Origin of the sequence: Aliiglaciecola sp. M165 (genome assembly GCF_007197995.1) — a bacterium.
Classification (GTDB): domain Bacteria; phylum Pseudomonadota; class Gammaproteobacteria; order Enterobacterales; family Alteromonadaceae; genus Aliiglaciecola.
In genome coordinates this window covers 292,607-311,094 of the sequence record NZ_VKKH01000002.1, presented here as the reverse complement: position 1 = coordinate 311,094, position 18,488 = coordinate 292,607, and the positions used below count along the sequence as shown (strand labels likewise).

At 45.7% G+C, this 18,488-nt stretch carries 15 protein-coding genes; 4 read left to right on the top strand and 11 right to left on the bottom strand.

The genetic code is table 11. The features are described 5' to 3' along the window. Positions 1 to 42: 42 nt before the first annotated feature. A complete protein-coding gene (dksA, locus tag FM019_RS03630; protein WP_143834541.1) occupies positions 43 to 492 on the bottom strand; it encodes an RNA polymerase-binding protein DksA in 450 nt (149 codons plus the stop codon). A gap of 214 nt (positions 493 to 706) precedes the next feature. Further along, positions 707 to 1,423 carry a DNA/RNA nuclease SfsA gene (sfsA, locus tag FM019_RS03625; protein WP_143834540.1) on the bottom strand — a complete coding sequence of 239 codons (717 nt, stop codon included), beginning with the start codon at positions 1,421 to 1,423 and terminating at the stop codon, positions 707 to 709. Between the two features lie 40 nt (positions 1,424 to 1,463). Between sfsA and pepB the strand changes: the two genes are divergently transcribed. Then, positions 1,464 to 2,756: an aminopeptidase PepB gene (pepB, locus tag FM019_RS03620; RefSeq protein WP_143834539.1), complete on the top strand. Its 1,293-nt coding sequence runs from the start codon at positions 1,464 to 1,466 to the stop codon at positions 2,754 to 2,756. A 50-nt stretch (positions 2,757 to 2,806) separates the two neighbouring features. Here the strand turns inward: pepB and FM019_RS03615 are convergent, their stop codons facing one another. Then, the gene (locus FM019_RS03615; RefSeq protein ID WP_143834538.1) at positions 2,807 to 2,989 is read right to left on the bottom strand and encodes a helix-turn-helix domain-containing protein; all 183 of its coding nucleotides are present in this window, start codon (positions 2,987 to 2,989) and stop codon (positions 2,807 to 2,809) included. Positions 2,990 to 3,261: 272 nt separating this feature from the next. Between FM019_RS03615 and FM019_RS03610 the strand changes: the two genes are divergently transcribed. Together FM019_RS03610 and FM019_RS03605 are read left to right on the top strand one after the other, a co-directional pair. Then, positions 3,262 to 3,858, top strand: coding sequence for a YhgN family NAAT transporter (locus FM019_RS03610; RefSeq protein WP_143834537.1), 597 nt, complete (start codon positions 3,262 to 3,264; stop codon positions 3,856 to 3,858). Then, the gene (locus FM019_RS03605) at positions 3,858 to 4,439 is read left to right on the top strand and encodes a YjaG family protein (protein ID WP_143834536.1); all 582 of its coding nucleotides are present in this window, start codon (positions 3,858 to 3,860) and stop codon (positions 4,437 to 4,439) included. The genes FM019_RS03610 and FM019_RS03605 overlap by 1 nt, the downstream gene beginning before the upstream one ends. 21 nt (positions 4,440 to 4,460) lie before the next feature. On the opposite strand, the gene FM019_RS03600 is transcribed toward FM019_RS03605, so the two are convergent. Continuing rightward, complete coding sequence (locus FM019_RS03600) at positions 4,461 to 5,999, bottom strand: response regulator (RefSeq protein ID WP_143834535.1); 1,539 nt, start codon at positions 5,997 to 5,999, stop codon at positions 4,461 to 4,463. Between the two features lie 226 nt (positions 6,000 to 6,225). Here FM019_RS03600 and FM019_RS03595 point away from each other — a divergent pair, with 226 nt between their 5' ends. Further along, positions 6,226 to 7,098 carry an MBL fold metallo-hydrolase gene (locus FM019_RS03595; protein ID WP_143834534.1) on the top strand — a complete coding sequence of 291 codons (873 nt, stop codon included), beginning with the start codon at positions 6,226 to 6,228 and terminating at the stop codon, positions 7,096 to 7,098. A gap of 10 nt (positions 7,099 to 7,108) precedes the next feature. On the opposite strand, the gene FM019_RS03590 is transcribed toward FM019_RS03595, so the two are convergent. From FM019_RS03590 to FM019_RS03560, 7 genes are all read right to left on the bottom strand, one after another. After that, positions 7,109 to 7,702: an isochorismatase family protein gene (locus tag FM019_RS03590; RefSeq protein WP_143834533.1), complete on the bottom strand. Its 594-nt coding sequence runs from the start codon at positions 7,700 to 7,702 to the stop codon at positions 7,109 to 7,111. Between the two features lie 33 nt (positions 7,703 to 7,735). Beyond that, on the bottom strand, positions 7,736 to 9,604 hold the full coding sequence (locus FM019_RS03585; RefSeq protein WP_143834532.1) for a hydantoinase B/oxoprolinase family protein: 1,869 nt from the start codon (positions 9,602 to 9,604) through the stop codon (positions 7,736 to 7,738). A gap of 3 nt (positions 9,605 to 9,607) precedes the next feature. Then, positions 9,608 to 11,689: a hydantoinase/oxoprolinase family protein gene (locus tag FM019_RS03580; protein ID WP_143834531.1), complete on the bottom strand. Its 2,082-nt coding sequence runs from the start codon at positions 11,687 to 11,689 to the stop codon at positions 9,608 to 9,610. A gap of 17 nt (positions 11,690 to 11,706) precedes the next feature. Next, the gene (locus FM019_RS03575) at positions 11,707 to 12,624 is read right to left on the bottom strand and encodes a hydroxymethylglutaryl-CoA lyase (protein ID WP_143834530.1); all 918 of its coding nucleotides are present in this window, start codon (positions 12,622 to 12,624) and stop codon (positions 11,707 to 11,709) included. Beyond that, positions 12,624 to 13,823, bottom strand: a complete 1,200-nt coding sequence (locus FM019_RS03570; RefSeq protein WP_143834529.1) for a CaiB/BaiF CoA-transferase family protein — start codon at positions 13,821 to 13,823, stop codon at positions 12,624 to 12,626. The genes FM019_RS03575 and FM019_RS03570 overlap by 1 nt, the downstream gene beginning before the upstream one ends. A gap of 80 nt (positions 13,824 to 13,903) precedes the next feature. Beyond that, entirely contained in the window at positions 13,904 to 16,480 is a 2,577-nt protein-coding gene (locus tag FM019_RS03565) for a TonB-dependent receptor (protein WP_143834528.1), read from the bottom strand. A 15-nt stretch (positions 16,481 to 16,495) separates the two neighbouring features. Next, positions 16,496 to 18,352, bottom strand: coding sequence for a sigma 54-interacting transcriptional regulator (locus FM019_RS03560; protein WP_185969175.1), 1,857 nt, complete (start codon positions 18,350 to 18,352; stop codon positions 16,496 to 16,498). Positions 18,353 to 18,488 lie beyond the last annotated feature (136 nt).

The window sequence follows — 18,488 nt, the reverse complement described above, 5'->3', positions numbered from 1 at the left end:
AAAAAGCCGCAATAGCGGCTTTTTGTAATGGCAATCAGAGTATTAACCCTGAAGCTGTTTTTCTTTGATTTCTGCCAACGTCTTACAGTCGATACATAAATCTGCCGTAGGACGGGCTTCTAGGCGACGCACACCGATCTCGATGCCACAGGCGTCACAGAATCCGAAATCGTCATCTTCAATACGCTTGAGGGTTTTTTCGATTTTTTTGATGAGTTTGCGTTCTCTGTCGCGTGTACGTAGCTCAATGCTAAACTCTTCTTCTTGAGCCGCACGGTCTACCGGATCTGGAAAGTTAGCCGCTTCATCCTGCATGTGATGAACGGTACGGTCAACTTCTTCACGTAACTGAGCGCGCCAAGCTGACAGTATTTTACGAAAGTGATCGAGTTGCTTTTCATTCATGTACTCCTCGCCGTCTTTCTCCTGATAGGGAGTCAGACCGGCCAGGGCCATTAAACCTAATGCTTTGTTTTCTTTTGCTGTTGGCATCTGCCAAATCTCCTTCACTACGACACAGTTGCTAGTCGCTGAACCACTATCTATAGCAGAATCCTATTGTCCTAGCAATCCTGATACGGCCGAATTTTCATAACCATTCTTTCTAAAAACCAATCTTGAAAGACGTATAGCATCGATGGTTGGGCCGATAAACGAAACAAGCTAAATTTTACGACTGGCAAACATAGGCTCCTTAGCCAAAAAATCAACCTTTTTTTTGTGGAATAAAATTTAGTGGTTGATTTAACTCAATTTTTTCTTCGTTGATATTGCAGGAATAAGCAACGATTTCTACGCCAGCACGGTGTGCGTCCTGCAATGCTGCGTAATATTCAGGATCAATGTCGTGAGCGACTGTGACTTCTTTGATCCCGGTATGTTGAACACAATACAAGAGTACACAGCGAGAACCACTTTTAACCATATTGGTCAATTCTTGAAGGTGTTTGGTGCCTCGTTGTGTTTTTGCATCAGGAAAATAGCCTATTTTGTCCCTCAGCAATGTGACTGACTTTACTTCAACATAACAATCGGGCAAGCCTGACGCGGTGAGTAAAAAATCAATTCGACTATTCTGTTCACCATATTTAACTTCAGGCTTAATGGAGGTATAGGATGCAAAAAGCGAGAGTTTTCTCTCTTCTAATGCTTCACCAACGACCTTATTGGCATTATGGGTGTTAATACCAATCCAGTGTCCTTGGTCGTTTTGACACAACTCCCATGTATAGGCCAATTTGCGCTTTGGATCATCTGACGCCCTTAGCCATGCAGTGTACCCCGGCTCTGCGCAACCGGTCATAGCACCCGTATTGGGGCAATGTGCAACGACTAAAGTGCCATCAAAACGTTCCACATCAGCTAAAAATCGTTTATATCGTTTTATCAAGGTGCCCTTGATAAGTGGGCTTGGGAACTGCATATTACCTCTTCTTAATCCCATCTTTGTTAAAGGATCCAGTATGTCACATTTATTGGTTGAACTCAGTTTCGAATCTGCCCAAACCCATTGGGGTGAGAATGCTCTACTTAGTTTTCATGGCGATACTGCTCGTATTCACTTGCAAAAAGACGCCTCAAAACAACAACAGTTATCTCGTATTCAGGCCGCGGCTCGAAAATTAGATGGCTTCAATCTGACAGGTGTCACCCTCGTTGGAAACTGGCAAATTGAACAGCAATGGTCATTTGCTTTTAGTTACCGTCGACCGCGCAATCCCGCGACGATTGAATGGGCTGAAAATGCCGATAAAGCAACGCTAGAAAAACGTTATGCCGCATTAGAATTTACTCGTGATTTGGTCAATGCCACGCCAGAAGAAGTCTCTCCAGAGGCTCTTGCACAACGTAGTGTCGATTGGTTGACCGATATCGCTGGTGACGATATCGCAATTACCCAATGGGTGGGTGAAGAATTGGAACAGGCCGGATGGACAGGGATTTATAACGTGGGTCGAGGAAGCAACCGTCCGCCGGTTTTATTGGAGCTAGATTACAATCCATCAGGTCACGCGGACGAACCCGTATCGGCGGCGCTGGTAGGCAAAGGCATCACTTTCGATAGTGGTGGGTACAGCATCAAGAGTAGCGAAGGGATGCTGGATATGAAATGTGATATGGGGGGAGCTGCAACGGTAACCGGGGGCCTGGGTTTAGCGATCATGAATGGCCTAACCAAAAGAGTGAAACTGTATTTGTGCTGTGCAGAGAACTTGATAAGTGGCCATGCTTACAAGCTTGGAGATGTGCTGACATATAAAAACGGGGTCACTGTTGAAGTTGTTAATACCGATGCAGAAGGACGTTTAGTGTTAGCTGACGGGCTGCTCGCGGCAGGAGAAACGGGTGCACAGCTAACGATTGATGCAGCTACACTAACTGGTGCCGCCGTTGCTGCAACGGGCGGTGACTACAACGCATTGTTTGCTCTCGATAAAACCACGCAGCAACGATTTGTTGAGCAGTCTGCGCAAGAGAACGAAGCGGTTTGGCCTTTGCCTCTTGAGGTGTGGCATCAAGACAAATGTCCATCACAATTTGCAGATACCGCTAACAGCCGTCCGCAAAAAGGTGGTGGTGCAGGCGGAGCATCCAACGCAGCGGGGTTTCTATCTCGGTTTGTAGCCAATGAAGGTAAAGGTTGGTTGCACGTGGATTTAGCCGCTGCATACAACGCTAGTGGCACTACGACTATGCCTGCAGGCGCGAGTGGTATTGGAATTAGAAGTATTGCCCGCGCTTTATTAGAAAACTAGGATTTGCGTCATTCTCCAGGCGAAAGGTTTGCCTGGAGAATTCGTCTTTTTTAGATCCCGCCTATACGTTCGGCAAACTCTTTATATTTTTCAACATCTGTTTTGTCGAATAATGGCTTGCCTTCGCCATCTTTGTCTTTTGAAATTAGCAGACTTTCTCGCTCTAGTCGCTCAACACGAAGCTCTTTAACACCTAAAAACTCTGCAACTTCACTGACAGTCATTAAACTCATCTACACATCCTCTTCGTTCTCTTATTTGATACAATTAAAGCGCAAACTCTGAATATTGCTAGGCTTGTTCAGACTAGACTGTGCTTTTACTTAAATTGTTTTGTAAAAACTTGGGGTAATATTCAGTCTATGAGCTAAAAATTTTCACCCATTAGCTTAAGGTAAGTGAACAAACAAAATAGTGCAAGTGTCTGATTTTCAATTAGATAAGAATAGGGTTAAGGCTCAATTGCGTTTACAATGCCAAGAATTTTAACGGTTCAGGAGTAAAAATGGATATTTGGTCAGCAGCAGTCATGCTGTTTTTGATAATGGATCCTTTGGGTAATTTGCCTATTTTTATGTCCATTCTTAAATCCATAGAACCAAAACGCCGCAAAATTGTGCTGATCAGAGAGTTATTGTTTGCGCTGGTCATCATGTTCATCTTTTTGTTTAGTGGTCAGGCGGTTTTGGATTTCTTGAACGTTAAACAACAGGCAGTAAGTATTGCCGGAGGAATAATATTGTTCTTGATCGCGATAAGAATGATATTCCCGAATAAAAGCAAACACGACGACGATATTAGTGAACAAGAGCCGTTCTTAGTGCCTTTGGCAATCCCTATGATTTCAGGCCCTTCGATATTGGCAGCGCTGATCCTGTTAGCCAATCAGGATCCCTTACGGATGACCGATTGGTCTATTGCGTTGTTTTGTGCATGGTCAGTATCAGCGGCTATTTTGTTGTTCTCCAATCTGTTCTTTAAATTATTGGGTGAACGCGGGCTAATTGCTGTTGAGCGGTTGATGGGGATGATTCTCATCATGTTGTCGATACAAATGTTTCTTGACGGTATAGGTAATTATTTCGGTTTGGGAGTGGCTTAATGTCGCAAAAGTTAAACACATTTCAACGTGTTAGAGAGCTAAGTGGATGGCATGCTGTGGCTTTTGCTACAACCTTAGTGCAACGTATGCAGCCAAATTTTCAATTATTTTGTGAATCCGCTGGCTTTGACGATCAAGAGCAATTCAACAAGTCTTTGGCGGCGCTTTGGCAATGGCTCACCCCTAATTCCGGCAAAATTAATTTTGCTGCACAATTAGACAAAGTTGAACAAATCACGCCCGACGCGGCTGATTATGATTATTATGGTGTTTATCCAGCGATAGACGCGGCTATTTCTTTAGCTTCAACCGTTTCGTTGGTAATGAATGAAGAACCTCAAGGCGCGGTGATTGTCAGTAAGCTCTCCCAAGGAAGTGTTGAAGCTTTTGTGGAGATGACTTCAGAGCAGCCTTTGCAACGGGATGAACTTAAAGCCCATCCTTTGATGGCTTGGGAAGTGGCATTTCAAAACGAATTGATCGACATGTTAGCGACCCTAAAAGCTTCACCGCAAAGCGTGAAACAGCTAAAAGCCCTCGCGTTGGAGGAGGGCATCTCTAACATTGGGATCGAATGCTAAGCGAGCTTGGATTTTTGCTGGTTAATAGGGATCAGGAAATTGCGTTCTCAGCGCAGAGAATTCATCAATGTTTTTGATTAAAATATCCACGAGTGTGGGGTCAAACTGTTTGCCTCGTTCACTCTCTATGAAGGAGAGTATTTCTGGTAGAGGCCAGGCATTTTTGTAACAACGGTTACTGCCTAATGCATCAAACACATCCGCTACCGCAGTAATACGGCCAGCAATATCAATGTTTTCATTTTTTAAGCCCTGAGGGTAACCCGTGCCATCCCATTTTTCATGATGTTGATGGGCAATAACGGCACCAAGCTGCAAAATGGGGTTTTCGGATTTCGTGAGCATCTCATGGCCAATTTGCGCATGGGTTTTCATAACCTGCCATTCATCATCGGTATGTTTGCCTGGTTTGTTTAAAATGGCGTCTGGAATGCCAACTTTTCCAACATCATGCAGAGGTGAGGCGAGTTTGATCATCTCCGCATCATATTCGCTCATCCCCAAATGTTTAGCCAATAAGTAGCTAGCATGAGCCACGCGTTTAACGTGACTGCCTGTTTCTTTGCTACGCATTTCTACGGCTTCACCGATGACATAAGACAGCTCTTTTTGCGACTCTTTGATCATCTCCCTCAGTTTAAGGTTCTCGTGAGCAACGGCTATGTTATTGGCGAAGAACTCCAGCAAATTGTGCTGCATGGGTTCTAGTTGTCGTTCTTGTGCCACATAAAGCAGGTTTTCTGTTCCTCTTTTTGTGGTGAAATAGCCGATAAAATAATCTTCTTCGTAAATGGAGTGTTTTTCGCTAAGAGCCAGTTTTAAGCGTTTGTTAACGTCTTCTGGTAGATGTAAATTCCCTTTTCCGTCTTCAATGTTATCGTGCTGATTTAATGCGAGTATGTTGACGCCAGATTGTTTGACTGTGGAATCCTTAGCAGCAGCGCAACAGATAATGGCTTTTTCACTAATTCCTAGCACTAACGCCACTTGTTTTAAAATAGCGGATGCGAATTGGGGCAGGGTATCGCATTCAATGAATTCTGAACTTGCGGCGATGATCTTTTCCAGTCCGCCACGATGTTTTTCGATGGTCTGTATGTCTCTAAAGCTTCTGAGCGCTGAGTAGATAGTGGTTTTAAGACGTAACGCAGTTAATTCGGTTTTATTTTTGTAATCGTTGATATCGTAATCGCGAATGACACTTTCTTCTGGGGCTTCTCCAGGTTGTCCTGTGCGCAGAATGAGCCTGATCCTATGATTGTCTAGGGTTTCTCTAACCCATTTTACGAAGTCTAACCCTGCATGATGGGTTTCCATGACTACGTCCACTATGGCGACTGCATACTCGACGCCAGGTTCGCTCATTAGTTCTCTGGCCTGTGCTCCGGAATAGGCGCTAACTAATTCTAGGTTCCCGTTGTCAAAGGTGAAATCGTTGAGTACTAAGCGTGTGATGTTGTGAACCTCTGGCTCATCATCGATGACCAATACTTTCCATTTTGTTTCACAGACGGACAATTCTTCCGGTGTATCTTCGGCAAATAAAAAGGTGTCACTCATAGTACTAGATTATGTTCCATTGGCGTTTACAGGTTTTATATCGAAAGACTAGTCAAAACCATGGAATTTATGAAGTTTAAGGCAAAAAATATTTAAAATTAGCGACTTGCTTAAACAAAAAGCGCGTTTTTGTGGATTAAAATTTAGTGATTTTGGTTAGCTTAAAGGTGGGTTTTCATAGTAAATTGAGTACAACTGATGGACGAAGAAAAATTGGGGCACCAAAATGAGAACCATTCTATTAGCGCTGTTGATAAGCATTAATCTAACCATTGATAGCGCAAATGCGCATCAGGCCACCCATGCCGAAACACCGAAGGTTATAGCCAGTGACGATGCCCAGGTTATGTATTTGGGCAATGAAGCCTTATTGGTGACTAATCAGGGTGTAAAGGTTTTGTTTGACCCGTTTTTTCATAACCATTACGGCCAGTATCAGTTAGTCCCTGATGACATTCGTCGCAAGATATTTGCTGGTGAAGCCCCTTTCGATGGTATTACTGCTATTTTTATCAGTCACGCTCACGGCGATCACTTTTCTGAACAAGACACCTTGGACTATCTTGGCAAGTTTGATGACGTCAAGCTGTATGCACCTCAGCAGGCAGTGAAACGCATCCTCGGGCTCAATCCAGCGAGTGAAATGCTCAAACGTATATCAAGTGTGGCGCTGGATTTTGGCGACAAACCAGTGCGCTTAACCAGTAAAGGTTTAGTGGTTGAAGCCGTGAGGATACCTCACGCAGGATGGCCTGGAAGAGCGGAGATTGAAAATTTGATTTTTAGAGTTTCTCTTGCCCACCCAGACAAACCAGCCAAACCACAGACAGTCATGCACATGGGAGACGCGGATCCTGATCCGACGCATTATCAACCCTTCACATCGCACTGGCAAAAGCGCAAAACAGACACTGCATTCCCGCCATACTGGTTTTATTTTTCAAAGGAAGGGAATGACATCTTGAATTCCATTTTGAATGTGGATAAAACCATTGGCGTGCACGTGCCAGTCAAAGCACCTCAGCCACTAATAAACAGTGGCAAAGACTATTTTAATACTCCGGGAGAAATCCGATCTTTATCTAACCCCAATCCATGATTGGGGTTAACTAGAGTTGCTGAAGCAATTCGTCGAGCGACATCACGGTGCCATATTTTGCATGGATGTCGTGTAAACTCGCGTGGTGAGCGCTGTTGTTTCGGTCACCACAGGCCTCTCGTGGCAAAAATACTGGATAGTTGTGTTGTAAGCCATCAACGGCGGTTGCGCGCACACAACCGCTTGTTGTCAGCCCGGTTATTACTAGCGAGTCAACATGAGCTTGTTGAAGCATTTGATTCAACGGCGTATCAAAAAAAGCGCTAGGCCACTGCTTTTCAATCAGCGTATCTGTTGAGGTTAAACCCATATCAGGGTGTATCTCTACCCATTTTGAATTGGCTTGTAAAATATTCAAATCGGGTAATCTTTGCCTGAACACGCTGGCTTTTTTCTCGTCATGGTAAACCACGGTTGAAAAGAAAATAGGCCAATTGTGGCGCCTGAATTGCTCAACAAGTTTTACATTGGCTTTAATCACCTGACTAAAGTCGCCGCCTAGGGGACTTTCGGGCGAGCTGAAACCCAACGACAAATCCACAACTATCAGTGCCGGGCGACTTCCAATGTCTAACTCACCAATTCTAAGATCTCTGTCTGTCATTCAGCTCAGCCTATAAGTTAGGAGCATTAACCTTTATGCCCGTGCTTTCCTAAATACCGGTGTTTGCGGCGGTTTCAGCCCGGTTTCTTGCTCGCACCGCGCCTTAATTTGTTCAATCGTGCCACCAAAATCAAACAAACTCACATCACCTCTTTGCTCACTGAGTTTAGCGCGAAGTGCCAAGGTTTCACCTTCATTGACAGTTAGATCCTTATTGATCACAACGCCATACCGTTTAGCACCTTCTATTGTCACCAACTGACGTTTTACATCGTCAAGCACCAGTTCAGGTGGTCGTTCAAATGGGTCGCCCCAACCGCCGCCTCCCCAGGTATTGAAATGTAATAAGTCGCCTTTTTTCACATCAATACCATCACATTTGGCAGGTAACCACTCTTTGCTGCCATCTGCACGTTCGATTAATTTTGTTGAGCGCTTGCCGGGTTCTCCGCCATTGACACCCCAAGGGTAGGTCAACCAGCGTTCGTCATGTATGGCAATTTGTCCGTCACATAAAAAGCGATATGCCACGTTCAAACCGTTTCCTCCGCGGTGCAGACCTGCGCCACCTGAATCGGCAATGGTTTCATATTTTTCGACCCGTAAAGGGAAATAAGCTTCGATAAACTCATTGGGGACATTGGTGAATCCGGGCCACAATGAGTGCCCATCTGGACCATCTCCAACAGGGCGTCCTGGGATCCCGCCAAAGCCAATTTGGAACAATTGGAACCACTCGCCTTTGTCGTCGTAGCCTGAAAAAAACAAGTGAGGAGAATCTGAAAACCCAGCTGCATTCATGGCCTCCGGTGCTCCTTGGCCTAACAAACCGCCCATTACATCAAAAATTCTTCCCAATGCATGGGTTCGACCTGATAGCGCGGCCGGGAAGTGCGGTTTTAAAAGACTTCCCGCTGGAATGTTGACCTCTACCAGGTCATAAAATCCGTCATTAAACAGGATCTGAGGGTCAACGAGGTTTATGGTGAAAGAACCAAAAAACATCTTGAACATTTCTTCGTTCAAATAGAAGTTGATGGAGCTGCTGGCCTGTGGGTCGGTGCCTTCAAAGTCAAAGATGGCCTTATTGCCTTCGCGCCACATTTTGCATCGGATCTTGTATGGCCCCATGCCTACACCATCGTCGCACACATAATCTTCAAATACTCTGGGCTCCTCCGGTACTAGCATGTTAATGATGGCGCTCATAGCGGTGTGGTTGCGCTCTAACATGATCTCCATGGTCGAATAAAAAATGTCATCGCCAAAGCGCTCGGCTATTTCCTTGCAGCGTTTTGCTGCTGTATTGCATGCCGCTACCAAAGCATTTAGATCAAAACGATTCCATTGTGGTGTTCTGACATTGTGTAAAATCAGCTCAAGCAGGTCCCCTTGCAACTCGCCTTTTTTGTACAATTTGGTTGGAGGAATACGGATCCCTTCTTGATAAATACTTTCGGCTTTGATGGGAATTGAGCCGGGTACCATGCCACCGTTGTCGGACATATGTCCGAACATTGCAGACCAGGCAATGTGTCTTCCATCTTTAAAAATAGGTACCAATACGATCCAATCTGGCAGGTGAGAAACCGCGGCATTGGTCATGTAGGGGTCATTGGTTAGCACGATATCGCCTTCTTCCAATTCCCCCTCAAAGGCTTCCATGAAACCGTGAATAAAAGAACCAAATTGACCAACGACCATTTTGCCATCTTTATTGGCTATCATTGGAAAGCAGTCTCCCTGTTCGCGGATCCCTGGACTCATCGCGGTGCGGAAAAGCACAGCATCCATTTCTTCACGAGCATTTTTTAGGGCATTTTCAATAATATCAACCGTCACGGTATCAACATCAACACGTTTAATGGGAGCGGTATTTGTTTCGCATATTTTATTTTTCATTTTTTATTCTCCTCGCGCCGAGGTGGAATTAACAGGATTGATGAGTAAGTTACCAATGCGATCAACGGTTGCCAGATAGCCCGGTAAGATGACGGTGGTGGAATCCATTTCAGAGACAATGGCAGGACCATACACCTCCAAACTCTCATGCAGTTTTGCCCGGTCGTAAATCACCGTGTCGTGGTGCTTTCCTCCATAATAAATTTGGCTATTCGCTATCTTGCAATCTTCTATGCTTGTTCCTTCTACCCCTACGACAGGATCAGGCAGAGGCTCTGCTTTCGCTGTAGCAATAGCTCTGACCATAACAATTTCGTGACCCTCTTCCAGTGCAAAAGTGAATAACTGTGTATGCTCCTCGTCGAACCTTGTTTTTAGCAGACCAAGGCCTTCACGCTCCCATTGTGCCTGGTCAAATTCCACTGACAATTGGAATGCTTGTCCTGTGTAGCGCACATCCGCTTGGAATATAACGCTTTGTTGTTCTGCTGGAATGCCATCTTTGCTTAGGGTGTCTGTTGCTTTTTCCCGTAGTTCACTCAACATCGTTTCAAAGTCGGTGTTTTCGATATCTTTTAGTAGAGAAACAAAGCTTCGAGAGGCTTCGTCACGGACTTCTGTTGTCGCATCACCGTAGGCACATAAAACGCCGGGCCCTGGCGGAACGATTGTTGGCCATGCATTGGTCAAAATGCCTAAGGCGTTGGCATGCAAGGGGCCTGCTCCTCCAAATCCAACTAAAGCAAAATCTCGTGGATCGAATCCCTGCTCCACAGACACCAGACGCAATGCGCCAAACATTGATTCGTTTACAATCTTGATGATCCCTTCTGCCGCTTCTTCGATACTGACGTCCATGGCATCTGCCACTTTTTTCATCGCCTCAATAGCTGCCTGTTTATCAATGGCCATTTTACCGCCCAATTGCACATCACTAGGCAAGTAACCCAACACAACATTTGCGTCGCATACTGTGGGCTCTGTGCCGCCTTTCATGTAAGCGGCCGGTCCAGGTTCGGCACCTGCTGATTCGGGGCCTACCCGTAATGCTTTAGTGAGCTCAGGGACGAAGGCAATAGAACCTCCTCCGGCGCCAACAGTTCTAACGTCCACCGACGGTGCTCGCACCGTGACATCAGCCACCCGAGTTTCTCGTCTCACTCTGGCCTTACCATTTTGTATTAACGCAACGTCAGTGGAGGTACCACCCATGTCAAAGGTCAAAATATTGTCAAAGCCTGCTTTGGAACAAAAATGAATGGCGCCGGACACTCCGCCTGCTGGGCCGGACATTAACAGGTTGACTGGATTTTCTGAGGAGGCTCTTGCTGAGGCTAATCCACCGTCGGAGCGCAGAATTGACAGATGCAGATTTTCACCCATTTTACTTTTAAGTGAATTGTTGAGATTTTCAACATAGCGGGCGACTTCAGGACGAACATAACTGTTGATAACTGTGGTTTCAGTTCGCTCGTATTCCTGCATCTCAGGGACGATATCACTGGAGATTGAAATGGGCACGTCGCCAAAAATCTGCTGACCAATTGCTTTTGCCCTTTGCTCATGAGCTGGATTGATGTATGAATTGATAAAGCAAATCGTCAGCGCCTCGACTTGCCCGGTGTTTTTAAGTGTTGTAAGGGAGTCTCTAAGGACCTGTTCGTCCAATTCTTCGACTACTGAGCCATCAGCTCCAATGCGTTCATTGGCTTCAATGGTTAGCTCCAGTGGTGCCAGCAAAGGCTTTTTCACGTAGCTAACCCAACCACCTAAGCCTCCCGGACAAAAAGAACGGGCAACTTGCAATACTTGCTTGTAGCCTGCGGTTGTGACGAGCCCCACTTTTGCGCCTTTGCCAGTGAGAACCGCATTGGTCGCGACCGTAGTACCGTGCATGACGCGATTGATTTGCGTAACATCTACGCCTGATTCTTCGCATATTCTGGCTATGCCATTGAGTACACCTACAGAGGAATCTTTGGGGGTCGAAGGGACTTTCGCCGTGTAAGTTTCGCCACTTTTTTCATTGATGAGTAGCAAATCCGTGAAGGTTCCACCTACGTCAACACCTAGTCTATAACTCATTTCAGTCTCCAAATTTCTCAACCGGCCAACGCCGATTGGGCATAATATTTTTCTAACCACGCCTTGGCTTTTCCACCGCGCGCAGTGCCTGTCAGCTCAATTGCTAAATCTGATGCATTCAACAAAGATGGCATATCGATACCAGTTTCATAGCCCATTTGCTCCAACATCATGACTACGTCCTCGGTGGCAACGTTACCGCTGGCACCCGGCGCAAATGGACATCCACCTAAGCCACCAATCGATGCATCAAATTGCCGAATACCGGCTTGTAACGCAGCGTAAACGTTGGCAAGACCCATTGCTCGGGTATCATGAAAATGACAGGACAATTGATTGGCACCAAACTCATTAACGAGGCGGCTCATAAGCAAATAAGACTGCTCAGGGTGGGCAGCTCCTATGGTATCTGCTACCACAATATGTTTTGCTCCAGCCGTCATTAATCTATCGGTGAGGCTAATGACAGAGTCTTCAGTGATTGCACCTTCAAAAGGACAGGCCCAAGCCGTTGCAACGTATACTTGAACGTGCGTACCGTCTGACTTTGCTTGTTGCAGCACCTTGGCGCAGGTCATAAACCCTTCTTTGGTACTTTGGCGTATGTTTTTTTCGTTCATTGTGTTTGACGCGGCTAGCACTAACGACATGATTGGAATGTTGGATTCCTTGCCCAACTCATAGCCTTTCTGATTAGGAATAAGAGCCGAATAAGCGCAAGGACCTGATGGAAGTTGAGTAACCAACTCTCCGGTGCCCGCCATTGCAGGCACGGCTTTGGGCGACACGAAGGCTCCCACTTCTATTGCTGGTATGCTTGCGGTACGAAGTGCCTTAATCAGTTGTAAGCGCTGCTCCAAAGTAAGGACTTTAGGTTGATTTTGTAAGCCATCTCTGGGCCCTACATCATTAATGATCACAGTTTTTGTCGTCATTACCCAATCACCTTTTGCTGTTTTAGCTGAGCGATTTTTACTGGATCCATGTTTAGCAACTCAGACAAAACTTGCTCGGTCTGCTCACCCAAATCAGGCGCAGGAGAAAAACTCTCTTCGTTTGTGCGCGAGAACTTAATTGGGTTGCCTGGCCCTTTTGTGCTGGTACCGTCAGGATGTTTCAAATCGACAACCATATTACGGTAGAGCACTTGCTCGTCACTCAGCGCTTGCGAAAATTTGTTAACCGGGGCACAAGGAATTCGCGCCTCTTCCAGTTTTTCAATCCAATAGGCCGAGGGTTTGGTAGACAATATCTCGTTAAGTTTGTCGGTGATCATATCTTTAAACTCGAACCGTCCCGGTTGACCATCCAACAGCACACAATCAAAATCAGGGCAATTGACAACTTCCTTTAAATTGGCCCAGAAATTGTCAGTAATGACCGCTATCACAATAAAACCATCCGCTGTTTTAAAGGTGTCATAAGGCACATGTACAAAGTGCGAGTTGCCGATAGGATAGGGATCTTTACCAGAGAGGAAGTGCATTGTAGCCATATAGTTGAGCAGTGAAATCTGGCAATCCAACATGGAGATATCGACGTCTTGTCCGAACCCACTTTTTTCTCGTTCTAACAACGCAGCCTGAATACCCATTACTGCAAACATTCCGCCGCCCAAATCGCCTATGGGAATGCCCGCTCTGACCTGCTGTTCGGGTGAAGCACCAGTGATAGACATGCCGCCACCCGTAGCTTGTGCTACCTGGTCAAATGCAGGGCGTTTATAATTGGGCCCATCATTGCCAAAGCCGGTAATGGAACAAGTAATAATCCGCGGATTAACGTGTTTAAGATGTTCAAAATCGATTTTTAGTCGCGTCGGTACTCCTGCTCCGAAATTATTGATAACTACATCCGCCTCTCTCACCAAATCATAAAAAACAGCCAGACCTTGTTCTGATTTGAGATCGATGCAAACGCTACTTTTATTGCGGTTGAGTGTGATGAAGTATGCGCCCATTCCATTAAGTGAATTTTCTGGATCATTGGCGAGCAATTTTCGAGTACCCTCACCCTTGAGGGGTTCTACTTTGATTGTTTCGGCACCTAAATCAGCTAAAATCATCCCGCAATATGGTCCTGACAACATATGTGTCAGATCCAATATTCTGATACCAGCAAGTGGCTTGTTCATTTCAACCGTTACTCCTAAAAACTGTATAGATTTGAGGGGGAATAAACACACTCCCCCCACATTGCACGAGAACTTAGCGATTAAAATCGATAGGTGAATTCAACCCCGTAAGAATCCCGGGCAGAAGGGTGAATAAAAGAACCACCAAATTCCGGCGCAGGTATGACTTCTTGCAAATATTCTTCATCTGTTAAGTTTTTAGCCCACAATGCCAACGACCAAGCCTCGGCATCAAAGGTGATGCGGGCATTGAGTGTGCCGTAAGCATCTCGTTTTGCACGGCTAAAGTCTTGTGAGTGTGGGCCTGGTGGTACACCTCCACCCAAGGTGCCAAAGAAGTCCCAAATAGTCGGAGTTCGTTCGCCTTGTAAGGTATGGAAAAAGGTATCGCCAATGTATTGATAGTCAATGCGAGTGGTCACAAACAAATCTTCGCTAAGCGTATAGTCCCACATGAAGCCTAGGGTGAAGGTTTCATCTGGAGCCTGAGGAGCACTGTTTCCAACGGTGAGCGGCCGGTTTTGGTTTTCTTTGATTTCTGAATCCAACAATCCAACACCGGCAAATAGTCGCACGTCTTCAGTGACTTGCGCCTGAATATCCATTTCAAATCCACTGATTTCCAACTCGTCTATTGTGGTTACTGCGCGCAATAAACCAAAAGGCCCGGCAAAAAATTCAAAGAATTGATTGTCTTCAACGGTTGTCCGGAAGAGCGCTGCATTTAGGCGCACTTTGTTATCCATCAATTTGGACTTGAAGCCCAGTTCGATGTTGGTAGTGACTTCTTTTTCATATTCATCTGCCACTTTCAATTGTGCATTGACCGCATCTCCTGGCGTACCATTGCCAGATTGATTAAACCAGAAATCTAAGGTCGCCTGGGTCCCAATGGAATTGAAACCACCACTTCTGAAGCCCACGCCATAACTGGCATACCAATTAACGTTTTCACTGGCATCGTATGCAAGTGTGACTTTGGGTTGCCACTGGGAAAACGACCGACTCCGGTTAGGAATACCATCGGGATTGGCGGTGAATGCTGGGTTAATTGGACCTACGACGCCATTAACAATAGTGTTAATGTTTAACCCTGAGGCGCTAACATTGGGTACGTTGTTAGAAACCTCTCTGTCTTCGTAGTCATAACGCAAGGCTACCGCGAGTTCCCATTGGTCATTTAAGTCATATTCCACTTGACCAAATGCAGAAAGTACGGAGGTGTCAAAGGTATCATCGAACAACAAGTCCGTCGGGTTTGGCCCACTCGCTGGCACATATGCCTGACGCAAGAACCCTTGGCCTGTGTCCGCCCCATAAGCGACAACTACATCTCGCTCGATCTCTGCAAAATAAACCCCTGCAATCCACCGGTAGGCTTCATCGTTTTCGTCAGAGGTAAAGCGAAGCTCACCACTGAAATCTGATTGACTGCGGTTTTGATATTGATAGCCATCACAGGCTGTAGGTGTGTAAGGGCCGTAAACACCAGTAAACTCAACGCCGGGCTGGAAAACGCCAAAGGGTGCAAAGAATTCCCCAAACAAGTCGGTACGACCCGCACCGCCAATAGCTTCTGGAGCGTTGTTCAAGGTGGCGCGATCCGTCTGACATTGTGGGGTTAATTCGTAGCCATAAAATGACGCACTGGTGCCGTCTGAGAGTAAATATTCTTCGAGATCATTGTAGGCTAGGATCCCAGTCACATCATATCCATCCAGGTCCCAGTCTCCCTTGATCGATAGCTCTGTGGTTTCTTGTTCGTTTTCACCGGGCACGTTAAAGGCAAAAATAAAGTCATGATCATTGACGTCAGCAAAATAAGCCGGTTGAACAAAGGCTGTTTCAAATGACGGCAGGGCAAATACCGCATTAAAGTTAATCGCACCGCCTTCTACATCACTGCGGGCAAAACGCATATCCAGAGTGAAATCTTCACTTACATCCCACATTAATCGGCCTTTGATAGATGTGTCTTCAAGGAAATCGACTGAGTCGTCTGCGCCAGTAAAAACGTTGGTGTAATGACCATCAGTTTTGTTTGTATTAACCGTAAGCCGTCCTCGAAGATTTTCTGACAAACCGCCGCTTATCACGCCGCTAAATCGTTGGGTGTCGTTGTTACCTAAACCGATTCTGACATTCCCTTCAAATTCGTCAGAAGGGGCTTTGGTTGTAACGAGAATCGCCCCAGACACAGCGTTTCGGCCATAAAGAGCGCCTTGTGGACCTTTAAGCACTTCAATTTGAGCAATATCTAAAAGCTCCTCGTTAAAGCCATTCGGGTTGGTTATCAGCACGCCGTCAACCACATAAGCAAAGGTGGATTCTGCGTCACGGGTGGAGACAATACCGCGAATGCTAACTTGGGTATCGCCCACGTTGGCGCTATCGACGATACTGATATTGGGAATGAGACTAATAAAATCTGCTGGTCTTTCTACGCCCGCGGAAACGATGTCTTTTTCAGATAGTGCGGTTACTGCGATAGGCACCTGCTGCAGGCTTTCTGGACGTTTTCTGGAGATACTGATGATTTCCAATTCCTCATTATCAGCAGAGTCCTGCGCCATTACTCCTACCGGCGCGTATAAGCTGCCACAGGCGAGTGCAACGGCCAGAGATTTAGCAATTTTGTGCGGCTTGAAGCGTGTCATGGTTGTTCTCCAGTTCTAGTTATTTTGTAGGTGCTTAAGTCTTCGCCAAAGTGTGGTTTGACTTAGTCCAAGGTAGTTCGCTACCTGTTGTTTATCTCCGGAGAACTGCACCATCGCATCGGCGACCATCTCCAACTCTTTGTTTTTAATCCGGCTTTTTGATGTTGATAGTTGTTGGTCCAAAAACAATTCAGGGGCAATGTCTCGGACCAAGTCTTCCATGTTGCTAAGATCTTGCTGGGGCGATAGCACCGCAACTAACCTTTCCAATATGTTTTCCAGTTCGCGCACATTGCCCGGCCAGGTATATCGCGTTAACAAATGTTTGATACTGTCCAGCACAGTTTCAGAATCCATCTGAAGTTGGTAGCGTTCTAAAAAAATGTCTAACTTAGATTGGGCTATACACAACACATCTTCTGGGCGTTGTCTCAATGGTGGGATCGTGATGTTAAAAACATTGAGGCGATAAAAAAGATCATGACGGAAACTGCCTTCTTCGACGAGTTCGTGAAGGGGTTTGTTCGAGGCGGCAACGAGCTTCAAATGAACAGATTTCTCTTCGTTTGCACCTAGGGGGCGGAACATTCTCTCCTGCAAGAAACGTAATAATTTGGATTGTTGGTCTAGAGCTAATTCACTAATTTCATCTAAAAACAGGACACCGCCTTGTGCTTCCTCAATTAGACCTTTTCTCCCGCCTCTGCGTGATCCAGTGTAAGCACCATCCTGATGACCAAAAAGTTCTCCTTCAAATAATTCGGTGGGTATGGCACTGCAATTCAAAGCGACAAATTTGCCCTGGCTAAAGGCTCCCTTGCTATAGATCTCACGTGCAACGAGCTCTTTACCTGTGCCTGACTCTCCATATATCAAAACATTACTTGGTGATGAGGCAAATGAACTTATTTGCGACATAACTTTATTAATGTCTGCCGATTGGAAGGCCATTTGATGAGGTTGAGATGTGACGGGAGGGAGTGTTGGGTTTTTCGGTTTTTTGCGATATAACTGGTAGACATTCATCGTCTGCGTGTCATTTTGCACTTCGTCACGATGGAACCACCAATCGCTGCCATTAATTGAACATTCGCCATCACTCGGCTGCGCGTTTTCTTGAGGATGGATGAGATCTTGTAAATCAAATTCGAAATCTAATGACAAATTTAAGTCACGTTTTGCCGCTTGGTTTAATGTCAGTGAATTCCCATTGGGGTCAGCCATGATAATGGGAGTTTTCGATTGGTTCATTAACCAGTTATGTAAAGACTTTTGCTCCAACTGACCTCTGCGTTGGCGTCCTTGTTGAATGGCTTTTTCCATCGCTAAAGCACATGACCGAGCAGAATAAAACAATACTGATCGAATATTGCTTTGCGACGCTAATCCGCAAACTAAGCTCGCGCCAACGATCACAACATCCGGTTGTTTGCTGACAATATGAAATATTTCTCTAGCCTCGTCCGTTCTAGAATAAGTTTCTTCCTTAATTTGGATCCCCAGGGCATCTTCTAGCAGAGGAACAACGGGTGAAGGACCATTGAAGGTAATTAGCACAACATTTGGAGAGACTTGCGAGGCACGTTTCACAGCTTCGATAATATCGGCTTCAGTCACCTGTGTCGGGACAACCGGAATATCCAGGCACGACTGCAAATACATAGCATTGGCACCGCCGCTCAAGATCACATCGGGTTGATGAACCTTGACATGGCTTTTCACTTCTTCAGCACTGCCAATCAAGGCATCGACGATGATAAACTTCGCCATAGCTTCATATTTAGGCATCAAGTTGCTCACCAATTGGCTGAATTCTTTATGCCCAAAAATCAATACTTTAATCGGCGATACGTCGTGTACAAAGTGATTCATTAACGAATGCGTCCCGTTCAGTTTTCGCAATTGTCTTGTCGTGATATGCCTATATATCTTGTCATGTGCATTAGGCATGCCACGGTTAATTAAATTCTCACCGCTAAGCCGCAAGGCCCATATTTAACGCGTGTTA

Excerpts from the sequence above, each read along its gene's own strand:
- dksA (WP_143834541.1), bottom strand. The coding sequence starts at position 492 with ATGCCAACAGCAAAAGAAAACAAAGCATTAGGTTTAATGGCCCTGGCC.
- sfsA (WP_143834540.1), bottom strand. The coding sequence starts at position 1,423 with ATGCAGTTCCCAAGCCCACTTATCAAGGGCACCTTGATAAAACGATAT.
- pepB (WP_143834539.1), top strand. The coding sequence starts at position 1,464 with ATGTCACATTTATTGGTTGAACTCAGTTTCGAATCTGCCCAAACCCAT.
- FM019_RS03615 (WP_143834538.1), bottom strand. The coding sequence starts at position 2,989 with ATGAGTTTAATGACTGTCAGTGAAGTTGCAGAGTTTTTAGGTGTTAAA.
- FM019_RS03610 (WP_143834537.1), top strand. The coding sequence starts at position 3,262 with ATGGATATTTGGTCAGCAGCAGTCATGCTGTTTTTGATAATGGATCCT.
- FM019_RS03605 (WP_143834536.1), top strand. The coding sequence starts at position 3,858 with ATGTCGCAAAAGTTAAACACATTTCAACGTGTTAGAGAGCTAAGTGGA.
- FM019_RS03600 (WP_143834535.1), bottom strand. The coding sequence starts at position 5,999 with ATGAGTGACACCTTTTTATTTGCCGAAGATACACCGGAAGAATTGTCC.
- FM019_RS03595 (WP_143834534.1), top strand. The coding sequence starts at position 6,226 with ATGAGAACCATTCTATTAGCGCTGTTGATAAGCATTAATCTAACCATT.
- FM019_RS03590 (WP_143834533.1), bottom strand. The coding sequence starts at position 7,702 with ATGACAGACAGAGATCTTAGAATTGGTGAGTTAGACATTGGAAGTCGC.
- FM019_RS03585 (WP_143834532.1), bottom strand. The coding sequence starts at position 9,604 with ATGAAAAATAAAATATGCGAAACAAATACCGCTCCCATTAAACGTGTT.
- FM019_RS03580 (WP_143834531.1), bottom strand. The coding sequence starts at position 11,689 with ATGAGTTATAGACTAGGTGTTGACGTAGGTGGAACCTTCACGGATTTG.
- FM019_RS03575 (WP_143834530.1), bottom strand. The coding sequence starts at position 12,624 with ATGACGACAAAAACTGTGATCATTAATGATGTAGGGCCCAGAGATGGC.
- FM019_RS03570 (WP_143834529.1), bottom strand. The coding sequence starts at position 13,823 with ATGAACAAGCCACTTGCTGGTATCAGAATATTGGATCTGACACATATG.
- FM019_RS03565 (WP_143834528.1), bottom strand. The coding sequence starts at position 16,480 with ATGACACGCTTCAAGCCGCACAAAATTGCTAAATCTCTGGCCGTTGCA.
- FM019_RS03560 (WP_185969175.1), bottom strand. The coding sequence starts at position 18,352 with ATGAATCACTTTGTACACGACGTATCGCCGATTAAAGTATTGATTTTT.